The sequence below is a fragment of the Polymorphospora sp. NPDC050346 genome, from assembly GCF_040655695.1.
Classification (GTDB): Bacteria; Actinomycetota; Actinomycetes; order Mycobacteriales; family Micromonosporaceae; genus Polymorphospora; species Polymorphospora lycopeni.
In genome coordinates this window covers 32,586-49,012 of sequence record NZ_JBFAKM010000034.1, presented here as the reverse complement: position 1 = coordinate 49,012, position 16,427 = coordinate 32,586, and the positions used below count along the sequence as shown (strand labels likewise).

Sequence of the window (16,427 nt, the reverse complement as noted above, 5' to 3'; positions counted from 1 at the left end):
CATTCCGTCTCCGCCGGAGCACCCCATAGGATGACCCCCGGTCCGGGGAGGAACACACACTGCAAAGTGCGGAGACATCGACCGCACACGGGGAGGCAGGAACGTGGTCACCACAGCCAGCGGCGACACCGGGAGCACGACGGCGCCGCCGCCCGACGGCCGGAAACGGTTCAGCCGGCTCCTCCCCCGCTGGTCCCGCCCCCGGGGCGGCCTCGTCACCGTCGGCACCGTCCTGGCCCTCGTCGCCGCGATGGGCCTGACGGTGCTCGGTCTCGGCTCCGCCGACAACGCGGTGGCCAGCTACGACGCCAGTTCCTGGCTGTGGAGCGTCGCCCGCGGCGAGGCCGCCCGGGTCAACGGCGTCACCGGCCGGGTCGACACCCGCGTCGCGGTGCCGCAGACCCGCAGCCACCCGATGCAGGTCGTCCAGACCGACCGGTTCCTGCTGCTGCGTGACCTCGACACCGGCCAGGTCAGCTCCCTCGACCTGGCCACCCTGCAGATCACCGCGACGACGCCGACGACCGCCGGATTCGGCGTCAGCGTCGCCCTGCACGGCGACGCCGCGTTCGTCGTCGACGCCGTCCAGGGCCTGGTCCGGCAACTCGACCCGCGCACCCTGGTCCCCATCGGCGAACCCGTCCGCTACCCGCCGGGCATCACCGGCGGGGCGTTCGACGGCGACGGCCGGCTGTGGATCGCCATACCCAGCGAGGGCACCGTCTCCGCGGTGACCGCGGCGCCGCTGCCGTCGGCCGCGCCGACCGCGGCGAGCGCCGCCGGCGAAGGGGTCAGCCCCAAGCAGGTCCGCACCGTCGCGGTCGCCGAACCCAGCCACGACCTGACCATCTCCACCCTCGACGACGGGGTCGCCGTCCTCAACCGGACGGCGAACACGCTGACCACCGTGCGCGGCGAGGACCAGAAGGTCGTCACCCTGACCACCGGCGGACCGGGTGCGCTGCCCACCCACACCAGCGGCGACCGGGTGCCGGTCACCGTCGCCGAGGAACGGCAGATCTACGTCGTGGACGACAGCGGCGTACGCCAGTTCGCGGTCCCCGGCAGCGGTATGCGGCTGCGGCCGGCGGTGTCGTTCGCCGACCGGTTCTACTGCGCCGACGAGGACACCGGCACCGTCTACTCCTTCGACCTCGCCGGCCAACTCGTCGACCGGATCGAGGTCAAGGGGGCCGGCGGCCCGCTCGAACTGGAGGTGCGCGAGGGCCGGCTGTTCATCAACGCACCGAACTCCTCGACCGCCCGGGTCGTGGACGACAAGCACGAGGTGCGGGTCGTCGACAAGTACGCCAACGACATCCTGGGCGGCGACCCGCCACCGGACCCGCCGGCCCCTCCGCCGCCGCCGAAGCCGGTGGTCGACAAGCCGAGCGCGCCGCGCACCGTCACCGCGACGGCCGGCGACGCCCGCGCCCGGATCACCTGGCGGGCGGCGGCCGCCAACGGCTCCACCATCACCCGCTACGTCGTCGAGGGCGACGGCCGCACCTTCGAGGTCGGCGCCAACCAGCGCTCGTTCGAGGTCACCGGGCTGACCAACGGCGAGACATACCGGTTCTCGGTCCACGCCGTCAACGCCAAGGGTCCCGGCCCGGCCCGCACCAGCAACCCGGTCGTGCCGACCTCCGAGGTGCCGGTCGCGCCGACGGAGGTCACCGCCGAGGAACGCGCCGACGGGACCGTGCTGGTGCGCTGGCCGGCGTCGGACGGCCAGGGCCACCGGATCGCCCGCTACACCGTGACCGCCGTGTCCGCCGGCGCGACCGCGCCCGCCGGCGACTCCCGCAACACCGAACTCGTCATCCCGGCCGGCGAACTCGAATACGGCACCCAGTACGCGTTCACCGTCTCGGCCGTCAGCGCCAACGGTGCCGCCTCGGCGGCATCGCCGGTCAGCAACACCGTGGTGCCGTACACGGCGCCGGGGCGGCCGGGGGCGCTGGCCGCCTCCACCGTCGCCGACCGGCCCGGAACCGTGCAGGTCGTCTGGGCGGCCCCGGCCGCCAACGGCCGCCCGATCAGCCATTACGTCGTCGAGGCCGGCGGCCGGCGCACCGAGGTCACCGACACCCGGGCCCGCGTCGAGGGGCTCGGCGACGGCCAGAACGTCACGGTCCGGGTCCGGGCGGTCAACGCCGCCGGCGAGGGCCCCGAGGCCACCGACACCGCCCGCACCGTCGCGCCGCCGCGGGTCACCGTCACCGGCAGCTCGGCGACCGCGACCAGCGTGACCGTCACGTTCACCACCGACGCCGGTGGCGGCCAGGCGACCTGCTCGCTGGCGATCGCCGGGGCGACCACCGCGACCGGCGGCTGCACGTCGCTGACCGTACGCGGGGTGCGGCCGGGGACGACCCACCGGTTCACCGTCACCGCCGAGAACGCCGCCGGCGAGGGCACCGCCACCGGCAGCCGGGCCACCGAGATCCTGTACGGGACGGCGACCTGCCGCAACGGCGACTCCGGCGAGGAAGCGACCTACTGCGACCGCGACCATGCCGGCCGCAACGGCAACGAGGTCTTCGAGGTGCCGAGGCAGGACAACGACCGGCAGGCCGGCTGGGCCCGGCCCGGCACCCGGCTCGCCACCTACTGCAAGGTGCGCGGCGAGGAGGTCTACGCCTACATCTACAACGACAACAAGCGCAGCACCTGGTGGATCCAGGTCGACTACCAGGGCCGCAACTACATCCCCTGGGTCTGGATCAACCTCGACGGCGGCGACGACGTCAACGTCCTCCCCAACTGCTGAACCGCCCGCAACCATTAGGAGCACCACCGTGCCGCCCACCCCGCAGCCGCTCGCACCGCACGAGGTGCAGGGCTTCGCCGCCCTCGCCACCCGGCTCGCCGGCAACGTCGGCTCGGTGGTGCTCGGCAAGCCCGACGTCGTACGGCTGGCGCTGACCGCGCTGTTCGCCCAGGGGCACGTGCTGCTGGAGGACGTACCCGGGGTCGGCAAGACCACCCTGGCCCGCGCGGTCGCCGCCAGCGTGCACGGGCAGTGGCGGCGGATCCAGTTCACCCCCGACCTGCTGCCGTCCGACGTCACCGGCGTCACGATCTTCAACCAGGGCACCCGGGGCTTCGAGTTCCACCCCGGCCCGGTCTTCGCCAACATCGTCATCGCCGACGAGATCAACCGGGCGTCGCCGAAGACCCAGTCGGCGCTGCTGGAGGTGATGGAGGAACGGACCGTCACCGTCGACGGCGTACGACACCCGGTACCGCGCCCGTTCCTGGTCGTCGCGACCCAGAACCCGGTCGAGATGGACGGCACCTACCGGCTGCCGGAGGCCCAGCTCGACCGGTTCCTGGTCAAGCTGTCCGTCGGCTACCCCGATGAGGCCGTCGAGATCGAGGTCCTGCGCGGTGCCACGACCCGCTCCCCCGAGGCGCTGGAACCGGTCACCGACACGACCGCCGTCGGCGAGATGATCCGGATGGCGCAGCGGGTCCACATCGCCGACCCGCTCTACGCCTACGCCGTACGGCTGGCCGCCGCGACCCGTGACCACCCGCGCGTACGGGTCGGGGTCAGCCCCCGAGGCGTCATCGCGCTGACCCGCGCCGCGTGCGCGTACGCGCTCGTCGACGGGCGCGGCTACGTGCTGCCCGAAGACCTCAAGGCGCTGCTCGGCCCGGTCTTCGCCCATCGCATCCTGCTGTCGGCCGACGCCCAACTCCACGGCGGCACCGCCACCGAGATCCTCGACGACGTGGTCCGGTCGGTACCGGTACCCCTGCCGGCCGGGCAACTCGCCGCCAGCGGCGCCTGACCCGCCGATGAGGTTGACGTCGCGGGGGGTGGCGCTGCTGTGCGCCGCCGCCGTCCTGCTGGCCGCCGGCTTCCGGTTCGGATACCCCGAACTGGCCCTGCTCGGCACCTGCGCCGCCGTCGCCGTGGTGTGCGCGCTCGGCTACGCCGCCGGACGCCCCCGGCTCGGGGTCACCCGGGTCGCCGAACCGGACCGCGTCGCCCGCGGCGAGCCGGCGACGATGACGCTCACCGTCCGCAACGCCGGCCGGCTGCGGCGGGCCAGCCTGGTCGCCGAGGACCGGTGCGGAAACCAGCCGGTCGCCGTGCCGCTGCTGCGGCTACGTCCCGGCCACGACACCACGGTCAGCTATCCGGTGCCGACGCACCGCCGCGGCGTGGTCCCGGTCGGTCCGCTGCGGGTCACCGGCCGGGACGTGCTCGGCCTGGTCCGGTTCTCCCGCCGGCACGGCCCGGTCACCGACGTCTGGGTGCACCCGCGCGTCCACCCGCTGTCGGCGGTCCCGGCCGGTGTCGCCCGCAGTCTCGACGGCCAGATCGACCGGGTACCGCACGGCTCGATCACCTTCGACTCGCTGCGCGAGTACGTCGTCGGCGACGAGCTGCGCCGTGTGCACTGGCGCACCAGCGCCCGCGTCGGTGAGCTGATGGTCCGCGAACACGTCGACACCAGCCTGCCGACGATCGTCGTCCTGCTCGACAACCGGGCGGTCGCCCATCCGGTCGCCGACGGGTTCGCCGCCACGTTCGAGTCGGCGTGCGAGGCGGCCGCGTCCGTCGTCGCCGCCGCGACCCGGGAGGGCCTCACCGTCAGCCTGCTGCTGGTCGTCCCGGACAGCGGGCAGGGCGGTTATCTCGACCGGCTCACCGAAGCCGACCTGCGCCACGGCAACGCGGGCAACGGCGCCGCACGCGGCGGCGGCACGCGCGGCGGCCGCTCACCCGGCGGCGGCTCACGCGGCGGCCGGAGCGGCGACGACCTGCTGCGTACCGCGACCGACCGGCTGCGGCAGCAGCGGCTCGGCGACACCCTGGTCTTCCTGACCGGGCCGGGCGGCCGTGCCGACCTGGGCCGGCTCGGCGCGCTGCACGGGGCGTACCCCTCGGTGGTCGTCGCCGTCTTCGACCCGGTCGGGCAGCCGGCCCCCGCCGGCGACGTCGAGCCGGCCGGCCCGGCCGGACCGGGTGGCCGCCCGACCGGCGGCGGCACCGGCGGCGGCCCCGCCGGTGTGGTCGTCATCGACGCCGCGGACGGCGCCCGGTTCGCCGCCGCCTGGAACGGGGTGGACCGATGGTGAGGTGGTCCCGTGACCTGCCGGTCGCCGTCACCCTGATCGCGATGATCGGCTTCGCCGGCGAGGCCCTCGGCCGTATCTACGCCGGCCCCCTGTTGGCCCAGCTGATCTGGGGCGCCGCCGCCGGCTCGGTCGCGGTCGGTGTCGCCGCCCGGCGGCTGCCGTCCTGGCTCGTCGCCCCGCTGTCGGTGGCGGCGATGACCGGCTACACCCTGCTCGCCCTTCGCCTGGCCGCCGGCCGCGCCGACCTGCCCGACCCGCTCGGCGTCCTCGTCGCCGACGCGGTCCGCAACGGGATACCGCGCCTGCTCACCTCGATGATCCCGGTCGAGGCGATCCCCGACACGGTCATCGTGCCGCTGGTCGCGGCGTGGCTGACCGGGCTGGCCGGCACCGAGGTAGCGCTACGGGCGGCCCGGCCCCTGCTCGGCTACCTGGCGCCGACGCTGCTCTACGCCGGCGCCGTCTACGTCGTCGGCCCGAACGCCGACCAGGCCCGCTGGCTCACCCTGGCCTTCGCCGCCGCCGCCGTCGTCGGGCTGACGGTCACCGGGCGCCCGACCGTCTCCGCCCCCGGCCGGACCGGGCCACCCGCCGCCTCGGCTCCGGACGGCCCGGCACAGCCCGTCGCGGCCACCGACGACACCCCGACGCGCACCCGGGCCGCGACCAGGGCCCGGGCCGTCGCCGGCAGCGCGGCCGGTGCCGCCGTCGTCGTCGCGCTCGCCGCCGCGGTCGCACCGGTCGTCGCCACCCGGGTCGGCGGCACCCCGGTCGACCCACGCCGCTACGTACAACCGCCACAGGTCGACAGCCTCGACGAGAATCCCCTGATCCGGATCTCCGGCTGGGCACTCGAACCAGAACAACTGCTGTTCGACGTGACCACCCTCGACGACGGCGGCGCCGGACCGGCCACGGACGGCGCCGCGGCCGACCCCGACCAGCCGGCCCCCGACGAGGGCACCGACGACGCCGGGGCTGGGGCGCCGACCCGGATCCGGCTCGCCGTACTGTCCGACTACGACGGTGTCACCTGGCGCGTCGGCGCCACCTACCGCAACGCCGGCCGCATCCTGCCACCACCGACCCCCAACCCGGACACGACCGTCGACACCGTCCGCCAGGAGATCACCGTCGCCGACCTGACCGGCCGGCTGCTGCCCGCCGTACCGACCCCGCGGCAGGTCGACGGCGCCCGCATCGCCTACGACCAGGACACCGGCACCCTGATCCACCCGGACGGCCTCACCCCCGGCCTGCGGTACACCGTCACCTCGGCCCGGGAACGCCCCGACGCCAACCTGCTGTCGACCGCCGACGTACCGGCCGGGCCGGCCGTGGCCCGCGTGCTACGGGTCGGCGACGGCACACCCGACCGGATGCGGCGCCTCGCCGACCAGCTCGCGACCGACAACGGCGCCCCCTACGACCGGGCGCTGGCCATCGAGGAGTTCCTCTCCACCCACTACCGGCTCGACGCCGACGCCCCCAGCGGCCACGCCTACCCCAACCTGGAGTTCTTCCTCTTCGGTCCACGCAACGCCGGCGGGCAGCGCGGCACCTCCGAGCAGTTCGCGGCGTCGTTCGCCGTACTGGGCCGGCTGACCGGCCTGCCCACCCGGGTCGTCGTCGGGTTCCGCAGCGCCACCGGCACCGGTCCGGTCCGCGGCGGCGACGCCTACGCCTGGCCCGAGGTCTACTTCACCGGGCCGGGCTGGGTCGCCTTCGACCCGCTCCCCCGCCCCGACACCCAGCCCCGCCCGGTCGAGCAGGACTTCCGGCCCCCGCCGCAGGAGCCGACCCCGCCGCCGACCGAGGAACCGGAACCGACCGACACACCCGGCGCCGAACCGAGCACCGAGGCGGCGGCCGACCGGCCCCGGCCGGGCGGCCTGTCCGGCCCGCTGCTCGCGTCCGGCGGCGCCGGCCTGCTCGTCGTGCTGGCGGCCGGGCTGGCGGCACTGGTCGTCCTGCTGCGCCGGGCCCAGCGGCAACGCCGGCTCGCCGACGGCCCGCCCCCGCAACGGATCGCCGGCGCCTGGCGGGAGGTGACCGACGCGTTGCGCCTCGCCGGCCGGCCCGCCCCGCCGCACCTGGCCGCCACCGAGGTCGCGGCCCATGCCGCCGCGGCGGCCACCCCGCCGCCCGTACCGGGCCCGCCCGTACCCGACCCGCCGGACACGGCCGCGGACCCGGTTGCGGCACCGGCCGCCGCGGGGAGGATACGGCCCCCGCTGCCGCCGCTGGACGACCTCGCGAACCTGGTGAACCGGGCCGCGTTCGCACCCGAGGCGGCCAGCGACGACGACGCCCGCCAGGCCGCCGACCGGGCGACCGCGTACGCGGACACGCTCCGCGCGCGACAGTCCTGGTGGCGGCGACTGCGGTGGTCGCTGCACCCCGGCCCGCTGCGCTGGCGCCGGTAGGCCACGTCCGCCGTACGGGCGTCACGGACCGCGTCCACCCTGCGGACCAGCCGTTGAGCTGGAAGGGTGGGCGTGACGTCATCGACAGTGCGGCCGCGCGACAGGCGGGCGGATGGCCGACGGCTCACCGGTCCGTCGACGACAGGAGACCGCCATGGCTCGCGCCGCCGCCACGCCACCTCCGCCTGAACGCTTCGGACGACGCATCGAGCGCCCCGACGGCCTCGACTTCCCGTTCTACAACGGCCTGCCCACCCTGATCCCCGGCCGGCGCTGGGCCGCGGTGGTCGCCGCGGTCGTCGTCGGCTTCGCCGCGCTCGTCCTGACCGGCCCGCTGTTTCCCGGCCCGATCCTGGGCTTCGTCCCGGCGATCCTGTTCGTCGCGATCCCCCTGGCCGCGTACGTCTGGGCGGCGGGCGGGCACTGGAAGGCGATCTTCCACCGGGTGACCGGCCGCGACATCGGCGCCATGTTCGGCTTCGCCGCCCTGAACGTGGTCGTCACCGTCGTCGTCGGCGGGCTCGTGGCGATCTTCTCCAAGACGTCGGCCAACCCGCTGTCCAACGAACTCGAGCACGCGTCGGCCTTCGAACTGGCGATGTTCTACCCGCGCACCGCCGTCCAGCTCTTCGGCGAGGAACTGCTGACCATCCTGCCGTTCCTGGCGCTGCTGTATCTGTTCGTCCAGCGCGGCGGCATGTCCCGCCGGCGGGCGGTCGTCCTGTCCTGGGTGATCACCGCCGTGTTCTTCGGCCTGCTGCACCTGCCGACGTACGACTGGAATCTCGCCCAGAGCATCCTGGTCATCGGCACCGCCCGGATCATCCTGACCCTGGCCTACATCCGTACGAAGAACATCTGGGTCTCCACCGGAGCCCACATCATCAACGACTGGTTCCTGTTCACGCTCCCCCTGGTCCTGGGCGCGGCGGCGGGGCTAGAAGCGACTGGACCCTGACGCGACGTGAGGCTCTAGCGTGGCGGCATGACGATCACGGTTCTGGACACGGCCACCGCAATCGACGCCGTGCTGCGTGCCGAGGAGGCCCACCGGCCGGAGATTCTGCGTGCCGCGCTCGCGCCGGTGAAGGGCATGTTCCGGTACTTCCCGGGCGAGGTCGACCTGGTGGCGATGCACGCGATGGGTTCCGGGTTCCCGCTCGATCGACGCCTGGACGAGACACGGGACGCCCTTGCCCGGTTGCGGGCCGCCGACGCGTGGGGCCGGATCGAGCGGGCGCTGGCCGATGCCGTCGATGTCCAGTCCGGCGCCACCCCAGGTATCTGCCTGCCGGACATCACCTTCCTGCTCATGCTCGGGAACCCGGACGACGAGTACTTCATGGGAGCGGCCCGCGGGCTCGTCGGAAGCGGCTCCGCGACGGGTTACATCTCGCTGACCCTCCGGCCGACCGACGAGAACCTGAGCCGGTTGGAGGCATCGGCGGTTCACGAACTGAACCACAACCTGCGGTACGCGCCGGGCGGCGTCGTCTGGGACCCGACATCGGTCGTGGTCGGTGAGCACATCGTTTCGGAAGGACTCGCGGACGCGTTCGCACGCCAGCTTCACGGCACGGCCGGGTACACGCCGATCGGTGTCCCGCACCTTGCCGATGACGCCGTGTTCGACAAGGTGGTCTCGGGGCTGGATGTCGGCGGAATGCAGAACTTCACCGCGTGGGTGCACGGCGACGAGGCCGCGAGACGGTTCGGTGCCGAGCCGGTCGGTGTCCCGACGGGAGCCGGGTACGCGGTCGGGAACCGTCTCGTCGACGCCTACCTCGCCGCGACGGGTAAGAGCGCGGCGGAAGCGCTGCACACGCCCAGCGCCGAGATCATCGACGTCGCGCTCGGCCCGCGCCGGTGAGGCGGGGCACCCGTGCCGACGAAGGATTGCTACCCTTCCCGACAACGAATTCACACTGCTCGATCAGAGGCCGCCATGCGTCTGCGTAGCATGGTCATACCTTTCGTCGTCCTCCTGGCCGCCGCCGGGGTGCTCGCCGTCTTCGGCCCGGATCAGGCCCGGGAGGCATCGCACCTGGCGGGATACATCTGGTCCAACTAGCCACGAACCGGCCCGGTCGACACCAGGCGGCCCGGCCGGCGACCTCGACCGGACGTCACCGGCGGGTCGCGGCACCACGGGAACTACCGGAACGCCTCCGGCAGATCGAGTCCGAACCGCGTGCACAGCAACGGCACGTCGTGCCGATCCACCTCCCGCGGCGGATAACCCGTGTGCCAGCGCACCGCCCACTCGGCGGCCTCACACCGCACCGGTACACCCGCGATCAGCCCCCGGCCGGCGAGGGCCGCGGCAGGGAACAGCACACCGTCGGCCACGGAGCCGTAGTGCAGCGCCCCGTCCGCAAGCGGTTCGTAGAGGTGCAGGTCGACCCGCAGCCGACCACCGTCGTGCAGGACGAAGTTCCACGGCCGGTCGCCCGGCCACGGGAAGATCCGATCGAGACCGGCCCCGGCGAAGGCGACGAAGAGTCGCTCGAGGTGGGCGGCCGGCAACCAGACGTCGAGGTCGGAGTGCTCCCGGGTCTGCTCTCCCAGCAGCGCGTCCACGCCCCAACCACCACCGACGCACACCTCGACCCCGTGGTCCGCGAGGCGGCCCAGCAACACGACGACGTCCGCCGCGTCCATGAGATGCCGGCCGGTCATGCCGGTCCGCGCTAGCCGAGGCGGTCGTGGTCGGCGAGGACCTCGTCGATCACCCGCTCGTTGGCGGCGGCCCGTTCCGGGTCGGTGTCGAGCGACATGGCCATGACCAGCAACGCCTTCCACAGTGCCCAGCCACGGGCCCGCGCCCAGGTGCCGTCGTCCAGGTCGACCGCCGCCCGGAACGCGTCGCGGCTGGCGCCGGAGAACAACGTCCAGGCGATCACCAGATCGCAGGCCGGATCGCCGATCCCCGAGGTGCCGAAGTCGATCACCGCCGCCAGGTCGCCGTCCACGACCAGCAGGTTGCCCACGGCGATGTCGCCGTGGAACCACACCGGCGTGCCGTCGAACCGGCTCGCCAGGGCGGCCTCCCAGACGGCGGCGGCCCGGGCGGTGTCGACGTGCCCGGCCAGCGCGGTGAGGAAGCGTCGGGTGTCCTCGTCGTAATGGGCCGGCGAGGCTCCCCGCCAGAAACTGTGCTCGCCGCCGACCGGGCCGCCCGTGGTGTCACAGTCGTGCAGGGCCCGGACGAACCCGGCGACCGAGGCCGCGAACCGCGGCATGTCGTCGACCCGGGCCCGGTCGGCCGTCTCCCCCGGCAGCCAGCCACGCACCGACCACGGAAACGGGTAGCCCTCGCCCGGCTCGCCCGTCGCCAGCACCGGTGGCACGGCGACCGGCAGCGCGGGCGCCAGCCGGGGCAGCCACTCGTCCTCTTTGGCCACCGCGGGCACGTAGCCGGCAGCGGTCGGCAGCCGTACGGTCATGTCGTCGCCGAGCCGGTAGGTCCGGTTGTCCCAGCCGTCGACCTCCACCGGTGCGACCGGCAGGTCGCTCCACTGTGGGAACTGCGCGGCGATCAGGCGCCGGACGAGTGCGGCGTCGATTCCGGCGCGGCCGTCCGGACCAGGTTGACCCATTCCGTGATCCTCACCCGGCGACCGCGTCCCGGCCAACGCGTTTTCCGCCGCCGGCGGGCGTACGCCCGCCCCGGCCCGACCGTACGCCCCGGCCTGGCCGTACGCACCACCCCGGCGGCCCGCCCCGCCGACGGCGATCCGGGCCGGGTAGCCTCGCGGCGTGACTGTGCCGATCATGACCGGCCCGGCCTGATGCACATCCGCCGGGTAGACGCCGAGGAACGGCTGACCACCGCCTTTCCCTTGGCCGCGTATGCCTTCGAGTCCTCGCCGCCCGCCGCCGACCGGCTCGACCGGGCCCGCCGGTACGCGCCGTACAACGAGGACAGCGTCAACCTGATCGCCGAGGTCGACGGGCGTACGGTCGCCGCGGTCGCCGGCATCCCGATGCGGCAGAACGTGCGTGGGGTCGTACACCGCATGGCCGGGGTGGCGGCGGTCGTCACCGATCCGCTGGCCCGCCGGCAGGGTCACGCCCGCACCCTGCTGACCCGGCTGCTCGGCGACATGCGCGACGACGGGCACACGGTCAGCGCCCTGTATCCGTTCCGGCCGTCCTTCTACGAACGTTTCGGCTACGCCGGGATGCCGCGCGCCCGGCGGGCGACGTTCGCGCCGGCCGACCTGGCCGGGCTGCAGCGCGCCGACCTGCCCGGCGACGTCGACTGGGGCCCGGTCGCCGACCGCTACGACGACTTCCGCGACCTGACGCTGCGGCTGCTCGGCCAGCGGCACGGGTTCGCGGTGTTTCCGGAGCGGCGCGGGCACGTGCTGCGCGACCTGGAACCGCGCTGGCTGGCCACCGCCCGCGTCGACGGCGAGGTCGTCGGGGCACTGACGTACCGGATCGAGGGCTACGGCGGTGAACTGGTCGGCGACGACCTGCTGGTGACCGGGCCGCTGGGCCGGGCCCTGCTGCTGCGGTTCCTGGCCCGGCACGCCGACCAGGTGTCGCGGGCCAGCGTGCTCGTCGGCGCCGACGACGTACCCGAACTGTGGGTGACCGACCTCGCGGCCCGCACCGAGGCGGACGTCAGCTTCCCGCGCCGGGGCGGGCCGATGGCCCGCGTGCTGTCGCTGGAGGCGCTCGCCGGGGCGGCCGCCGGACCGGGCCGGGTCGCGGTCGAGGTCGTCGACGACCCGTTCGTCGCCGGCCGGTACGTGCTCGACGGCGGCTCGGGGCAACTCGAGGTGACCCGCGGCGACGGGCCCGTCCCGGCGGCGACGCTGACCGTCGCCGGCCTGTCCGGACTGTTCTACGGCGTCCTCGACCCGGTCGAGGCCCGGCTGCGCGGCCTGGGCACCGTGCCCGACGACGCGGCCGCGCAGCTACGGCTGCTGTTCCCCCGCCAGATCCCCTACCTCTTCGCGGACTTCTGATGACTGTGCACCCGATCGGCGTCAACACCTGGGTGTGGGTGTCGCCGTTGACCGACGACGCGCTCACCCGGCTGGTGCCACGGATCAGCGACTGGGGGTTCGACGTCGTCGAGTTGCCGATAATGTCGACCAGCGACTGGGATCCGGCGTACGCCGCCGACCTGCTCGCCGCCCACGGGCTGGGCGCGACCATCTGTGCCGGGCTGCTGCCCGACCACGACCTGCTGACCGACGACGCCGAGGTGCTGGGGCGTACCGGTGACTTCGTCCGTGGCTGCGTGCGGGCGGCGGCGACGGTCGGCGCCGCCGTGGTCGCCGGGCCGCTGTACTCCCCGGCGGGCCGACGGTGGCCGCTGTCCGCCGACGGCCGCCGCGACGCGCTGGCCCGGCTGGTCGCGCGGCTGCGACCGCTGGCCGGCTACGCCGCCGAGCACGGGGTGACGCTCGGCCTCGAACCGCTCAACCGGTTCGACAGCAGTCTGCTGAACACCGTCGAGCAGACCCTGGAGGTCGTCGACGGCGTCGACGGGTTGGGCATCGCCCTGGACACCTTCCACGTCAACATCGAGGAACGCGACGTCGCCGCCGCGTTCCGGGCCGCCGGCGACCGCCTGGTCCACGTCCAGGTCTGCGCCAACGACCGGGGTACGCCCGGCGCCGACCATTTCGACTGGCCGGCGATCCTCGGCGCGCTGCAGGACGTCGGGTACGCCGGTCCGCTGTGCATCGAGTCGTTCACGGCGGCGGGCCTGGAGGTGCCGATGTCGGTGTGGCGGCCGCTGGCGGCGAGCCGGGACGCGGTGGCGGTCGACGGGTTGTCGTTCCTGCGGGCACTGATGACCAAGGACACCTCGACCGCGGCAGTACCCTAGGTTAGGCTCGCCTAACGCAATGCCGTGGGAGGTGTGATGACGGCGCCGGGAGCGGACGACCGCGAATCCCTCGCCGACCTGCTCGGCGGTCGCCGGGGCGCGATCGACGCCACCCTGCCGCCGGTCGCGTTCGGTGTCGGCTGGCTGCTGACCGGCCAGTCGATCATCGGCGGTGTCGTCGCCGCGCTGGTCGTCGCACTGGTGGTGGCCGGCTGGCGACTGCGCCGGGGCGACCGGCCCCGCTCGGTGCTCGTCGGCCTGCTCGCCGTCTGCGTCGCCGCGCTGATCGCCCTGCGCACCGGCCGGGCCACCGATTTCTTCCTGCTGCAACTGGTGTCCAACGCGGCCAGCGCCCTCGCCTGGATCGTCAGCATCGTGGTGCGCTGGCCGCTGCTCGGTGTCGTGGTCGGCACCGTCCTCGGTCAGCGGACCCGGTGGCGGCGCGATCCGGCCCTGCTGCGGGCGTACAGCCGGGGCAGTTGGGTGTGGGTCGGCCAGTACGTGATCCGGCTGCTCGTCTTCCTGCCGCTCTACTTCGCCGACCAGGTCGTCGCGCTGACCGCCGCCCGGGCGGCGCTGACCTGGCCGCTGGTCGCCGCCTGCCTGGCGGTCAGCTGGTGGGTGATCCGCCGCTCGCTGCCGGCCGACCACCCGGGCCTGCGGCATCCGCTCGAACCAGGCAAGACAACCGCCAATTCATCGCAATAGCGGAAATACAATTCCGTACCGGCTTTTAGCCGGATAACGGGATATGCCCAGCCAGCGGAGCCGGTCCTGTCGAAGGACCTTCGGCGGCCGGCCGGACGCGTATGGTAAATGCTTCCCAATACGGCGAAAGATCGATTGCAGAGGATCTGTCGCGCTGCAACGGGAAACATGAAATAGGTCTCCGCCGCTAGGATCTGCAACATGGCGACTAGCCACACGGCCTCCGTCGACCTTGCACCGCCGGAGCCCCCGAGCCACCGCCGCGGCGGCCAGCCCTCGCTCGCCGACCGGGTCGCCTGGCTGCTGCGCAGCAACCGCCTGCTCGACCCCCACCAGCGGTGGACCCGCGCCAAGACGTTCGCCGCCGCCTTCCACGGCGGCTCGTGGTCGAGCCACACCACCGAGAGCCGCATCTCCCGCTGGGAAACCGCCGCCGTACGCCCCACCCACCGGGCCGTGGCGCGCTACGAGGAACTGCTCGACCTGCCGGCCGGCACCCTGACCGCCGTCATCGACACCCTGCACCGCTACGCCACCCCGCCCGGGCACGGGGCGCCGGCGCTGGCCCGGCACCTGCCCGCCGCCGACGAGGCCGCCGGCCGCATCGACGACCTGCTCGACCGGGCCCTGTCCACGGCGATCATGACCGGCCAGCAGTGGGACGAACTGTCCGCGCTGGTCTCGGCCGCACCCAACCTGATCATCAGCCCGCGCAGCGCCCGCGCCGCGCTCACCGAGCGGCTGCTCACCGAGATGATCGTCGCCCACGGCCTGTCGTGGCAGCAGCGCTTCGAGGCGTTCAACCGCCTCATCGCCCACCCCTCGTGCCAGCGGGCGGCCGTCGCGGCCTGCGCCGGACTCGGCGCCGACCGGGAGAACCAGGTCTTCATCGAGACGATCGGTGCCCTCGACGGCAGCGCGCACCCCGACGCCAGCCGGCACGTGCTCGCCCAACTCCACCAGCCCACCAACGACCGGGCGTTCCTCGGCGCCCTGCTGGCCTGCGTACGCAAGATCCGCTTCGGGCACTTCACCGCCGACCAGCTCACCGACCTGACCGCGCTGATCGTCGAACTCGTCCGCGAACCCGCGCACCGCGCCGAGGCCCAGCCGCTGGCCGCCGCGCTGCTGCGGCACGCCCCGCAGCTGCACCGGCCCGGGATGCAGGCCGCGCTGCGCCGCGCCGCGACCGCCGACCGCACCGTCGGCGAGGCGGTCGCCACCGGCCAGCTCGCCGCGCCGCAGACCGCCCGCGTCGTGGTGACCCGCGTCGTCAACACGACCACCGCCACCCTGCCGCACGACCCGGCCAACGACATGTTCCCCACCCTGGTCCGGGAACTGCTGTTCCACCCGCTGTCCGACATCCGCCTCTACACCGCGATGCTGATCGCCGCGACCCCCTACCGGGAGCCGCCGGCCCGGGCGCTGGCCGACGAACTCGCCGGCATCCGCGCACCCGAACGCCTGGAACTCAACGGCTGCATCATCGCGGCGCTGCGTGCCCTCGGTGGCGCCGAGCAGCGTCCGCTGGTCGAACGGATCACCGTCGGCAGCGGGATTCCCGGGCCGCTGGTCGTCCTGGCCACCCACGCGATCGGGCACCTCGGCGGGCACAGCGACGACCGCTACTGGGCCGCCGCGGTCGACCACCACAACCGCCTGTGGCGACGGCACCGCGACCCGCTGCACGAGTCGGCGCTGCGCGGCCTGGTCTACGGACTCGGCATCGCCCGCCGGCAGGCCCTGCTCAGCCGGCTGCGGGACGACCCCGCCGCACCGCAGCCGGCCCGCGGCGCCGCCGCCTGGTGGCTCCGGCTACCGCAACACGTGACGGCCAGCGCCGTCCACTAGACCTCGATCCGTCTCCTCTGGGGGGATTGAGACGGATCGCCGACCATGCCGTTACGGCAGACGGCATGGTCACCGGAGGCGGGTGGGTGCCCGCTCTACGCACCGGACGGGCACCCATCCGCCCCACAACCGGCGGGCGCACAAAAAGGACCGGCCAATCAACCACGGGGGGAGTTGATCGGCCGGTCAGCCGGAGTCTAGCGCTCCGGCACTGATCGTGCTGCCCGCACGACGCGCCAATGTCCACAGTGTTCCACATCGGACTCCCCGACTTGCGAAATCGTCAGATCTGTTGCAGGACTGATGATCACCAATATCGGGCGGCGTACGCCGGCTCGGGTATCCGCACCGGCGCCGACCATCGGGGTCCGCAGGAAGCCGGCACGCCGCGGCGTGCCCGGGCAGGATCGGCAGGTGAGCGTGAGTCAGCGCCCCGACGGACACTGGCGGGCGGCAAGGCCACCGACCTATACGACGCGACCGCCCGCGGC

13 protein-coding genes are annotated in these 16,427 nt (G+C 73.8%); 11 read left to right on the top strand and 2 right to left on the bottom strand.

Annotated features, from left to right (window positions below):
• Positions 1–103 precede the first annotated feature (103 nt).
• From AB0I42_RS28225 to AB0I42_RS28195, 7 genes are all read left to right on the top strand, one after another.
• On the top strand, positions 104–2,773 hold the full coding sequence (locus AB0I42_RS28225) for a fibronectin type III domain-containing protein (RefSeq protein WP_357541829.1): 2,670 nt from the start codon (positions 104–106) through the stop codon (positions 2,771–2,773).
• 28 nt (positions 2,774–2,801) lie between these two features.
• On the top strand, positions 2,802–3,800 hold the full coding sequence (locus AB0I42_RS28220; protein ID WP_357541827.1) for a MoxR family ATPase: 999 nt from the start codon (positions 2,802–2,804) through the stop codon (positions 3,798–3,800).
• A 7-nt stretch (positions 3,801–3,807) separates the two neighbouring features.
• Positions 3,808–5,097, top strand: coding sequence for a DUF58 domain-containing protein (locus AB0I42_RS28215; protein WP_357541825.1), 1,290 nt, complete (start codon positions 3,808–3,810; stop codon positions 5,095–5,097).
• A complete protein-coding gene (locus tag AB0I42_RS28210; protein WP_357541823.1) occupies positions 5,091–7,523 on the top strand; it encodes a transglutaminaseTgpA domain-containing protein in 2,433 nt (810 codons plus the stop codon). Before AB0I42_RS28215 ends, AB0I42_RS28210 begins: the two co-directional genes overlap by 7 nt.
• A gap of 154 nt (positions 7,524–7,677) precedes the next feature.
• Positions 7,678–8,481, top strand: a complete 804-nt coding sequence (locus AB0I42_RS28205; protein WP_357541821.1) for a CPBP family intramembrane glutamic endopeptidase — start codon at positions 7,678–7,680, stop codon at positions 8,479–8,481.
• A 27-nt stretch (positions 8,482–8,508) separates the two neighbouring features.
• Positions 8,509–9,393 carry a DUF2268 domain-containing putative Zn-dependent protease gene (locus AB0I42_RS28200; protein ID WP_357541819.1) on the top strand — a complete coding sequence of 295 codons (885 nt, stop codon included), beginning with the start codon at positions 8,509–8,511 and terminating at the stop codon, positions 9,391–9,393.
• Between the two features lie 75 nt (positions 9,394–9,468).
• The gene (locus AB0I42_RS28195; RefSeq protein WP_357541817.1) at positions 9,469–9,594 is read left to right on the top strand and encodes a hypothetical protein; all 126 of its coding nucleotides are present in this window, start codon (positions 9,469–9,471) and stop codon (positions 9,592–9,594) included.
• A gap of 83 nt (positions 9,595–9,677) precedes the next feature.
• Here AB0I42_RS28195 and AB0I42_RS28190 read toward each other — a convergent pair whose 3' ends face one another.
• Positions 9,678–10,202, bottom strand: coding sequence for an aminoglycoside nucleotidyltransferase (locus tag AB0I42_RS28190; protein WP_357541815.1), 525 nt, complete (start codon positions 10,200–10,202; stop codon positions 9,678–9,680).
• Between the two features lie 11 nt (positions 10,203–10,213).
• Positions 10,214–11,122: an aminoglycoside phosphotransferase family protein gene (locus AB0I42_RS28185; RefSeq protein ID WP_357541813.1), complete on the bottom strand. Its 909-nt coding sequence runs from the start codon at positions 11,120–11,122 to the stop codon at positions 10,214–10,216.
• A gap of 3 nt (positions 11,123–11,125) precedes the next feature.
• On the opposite strand from AB0I42_RS28185, the gene AB0I42_RS28180 reads away from it, so the two are divergent.
• The 4 genes from AB0I42_RS28180 (at position 11,126) to AB0I42_RS28165 (ending at position 15,936) form a co-directional block, all read left to right on the top strand.
• Positions 11,126–12,502 (top strand): GNAT family N-acetyltransferase, encoded by a 1,377-nt coding sequence (locus AB0I42_RS28180; protein ID WP_357541811.1) that lies wholly within the window; start codon positions 11,126–11,128, stop codon positions 12,500–12,502.
• Positions 12,502–13,374 (top strand): sugar phosphate isomerase/epimerase family protein, encoded by an 873-nt coding sequence (locus tag AB0I42_RS28175; RefSeq protein WP_357541809.1) that lies wholly within the window; start codon positions 12,502–12,504, stop codon positions 13,372–13,374. Before AB0I42_RS28180 ends, AB0I42_RS28175 begins: the two co-directional genes overlap by 1 nt.
• A gap of 36 nt (positions 13,375–13,410) precedes the next feature.
• Complete coding sequence (locus tag AB0I42_RS28170) at positions 13,411–14,082, top strand: DUF3159 domain-containing protein (RefSeq protein ID WP_357541807.1); 672 nt, start codon at positions 13,411–13,413, stop codon at positions 14,080–14,082.
• A 201-nt stretch (positions 14,083–14,283) separates the two neighbouring features.
• Positions 14,284–15,936 carry a hypothetical protein gene (locus AB0I42_RS28165; RefSeq protein WP_357541805.1) on the top strand — a complete coding sequence of 551 codons (1,653 nt, stop codon included), beginning with the start codon at positions 14,284–14,286 and terminating at the stop codon, positions 15,934–15,936.
• Positions 15,937–16,427: the final 491 nt, after the last annotated feature.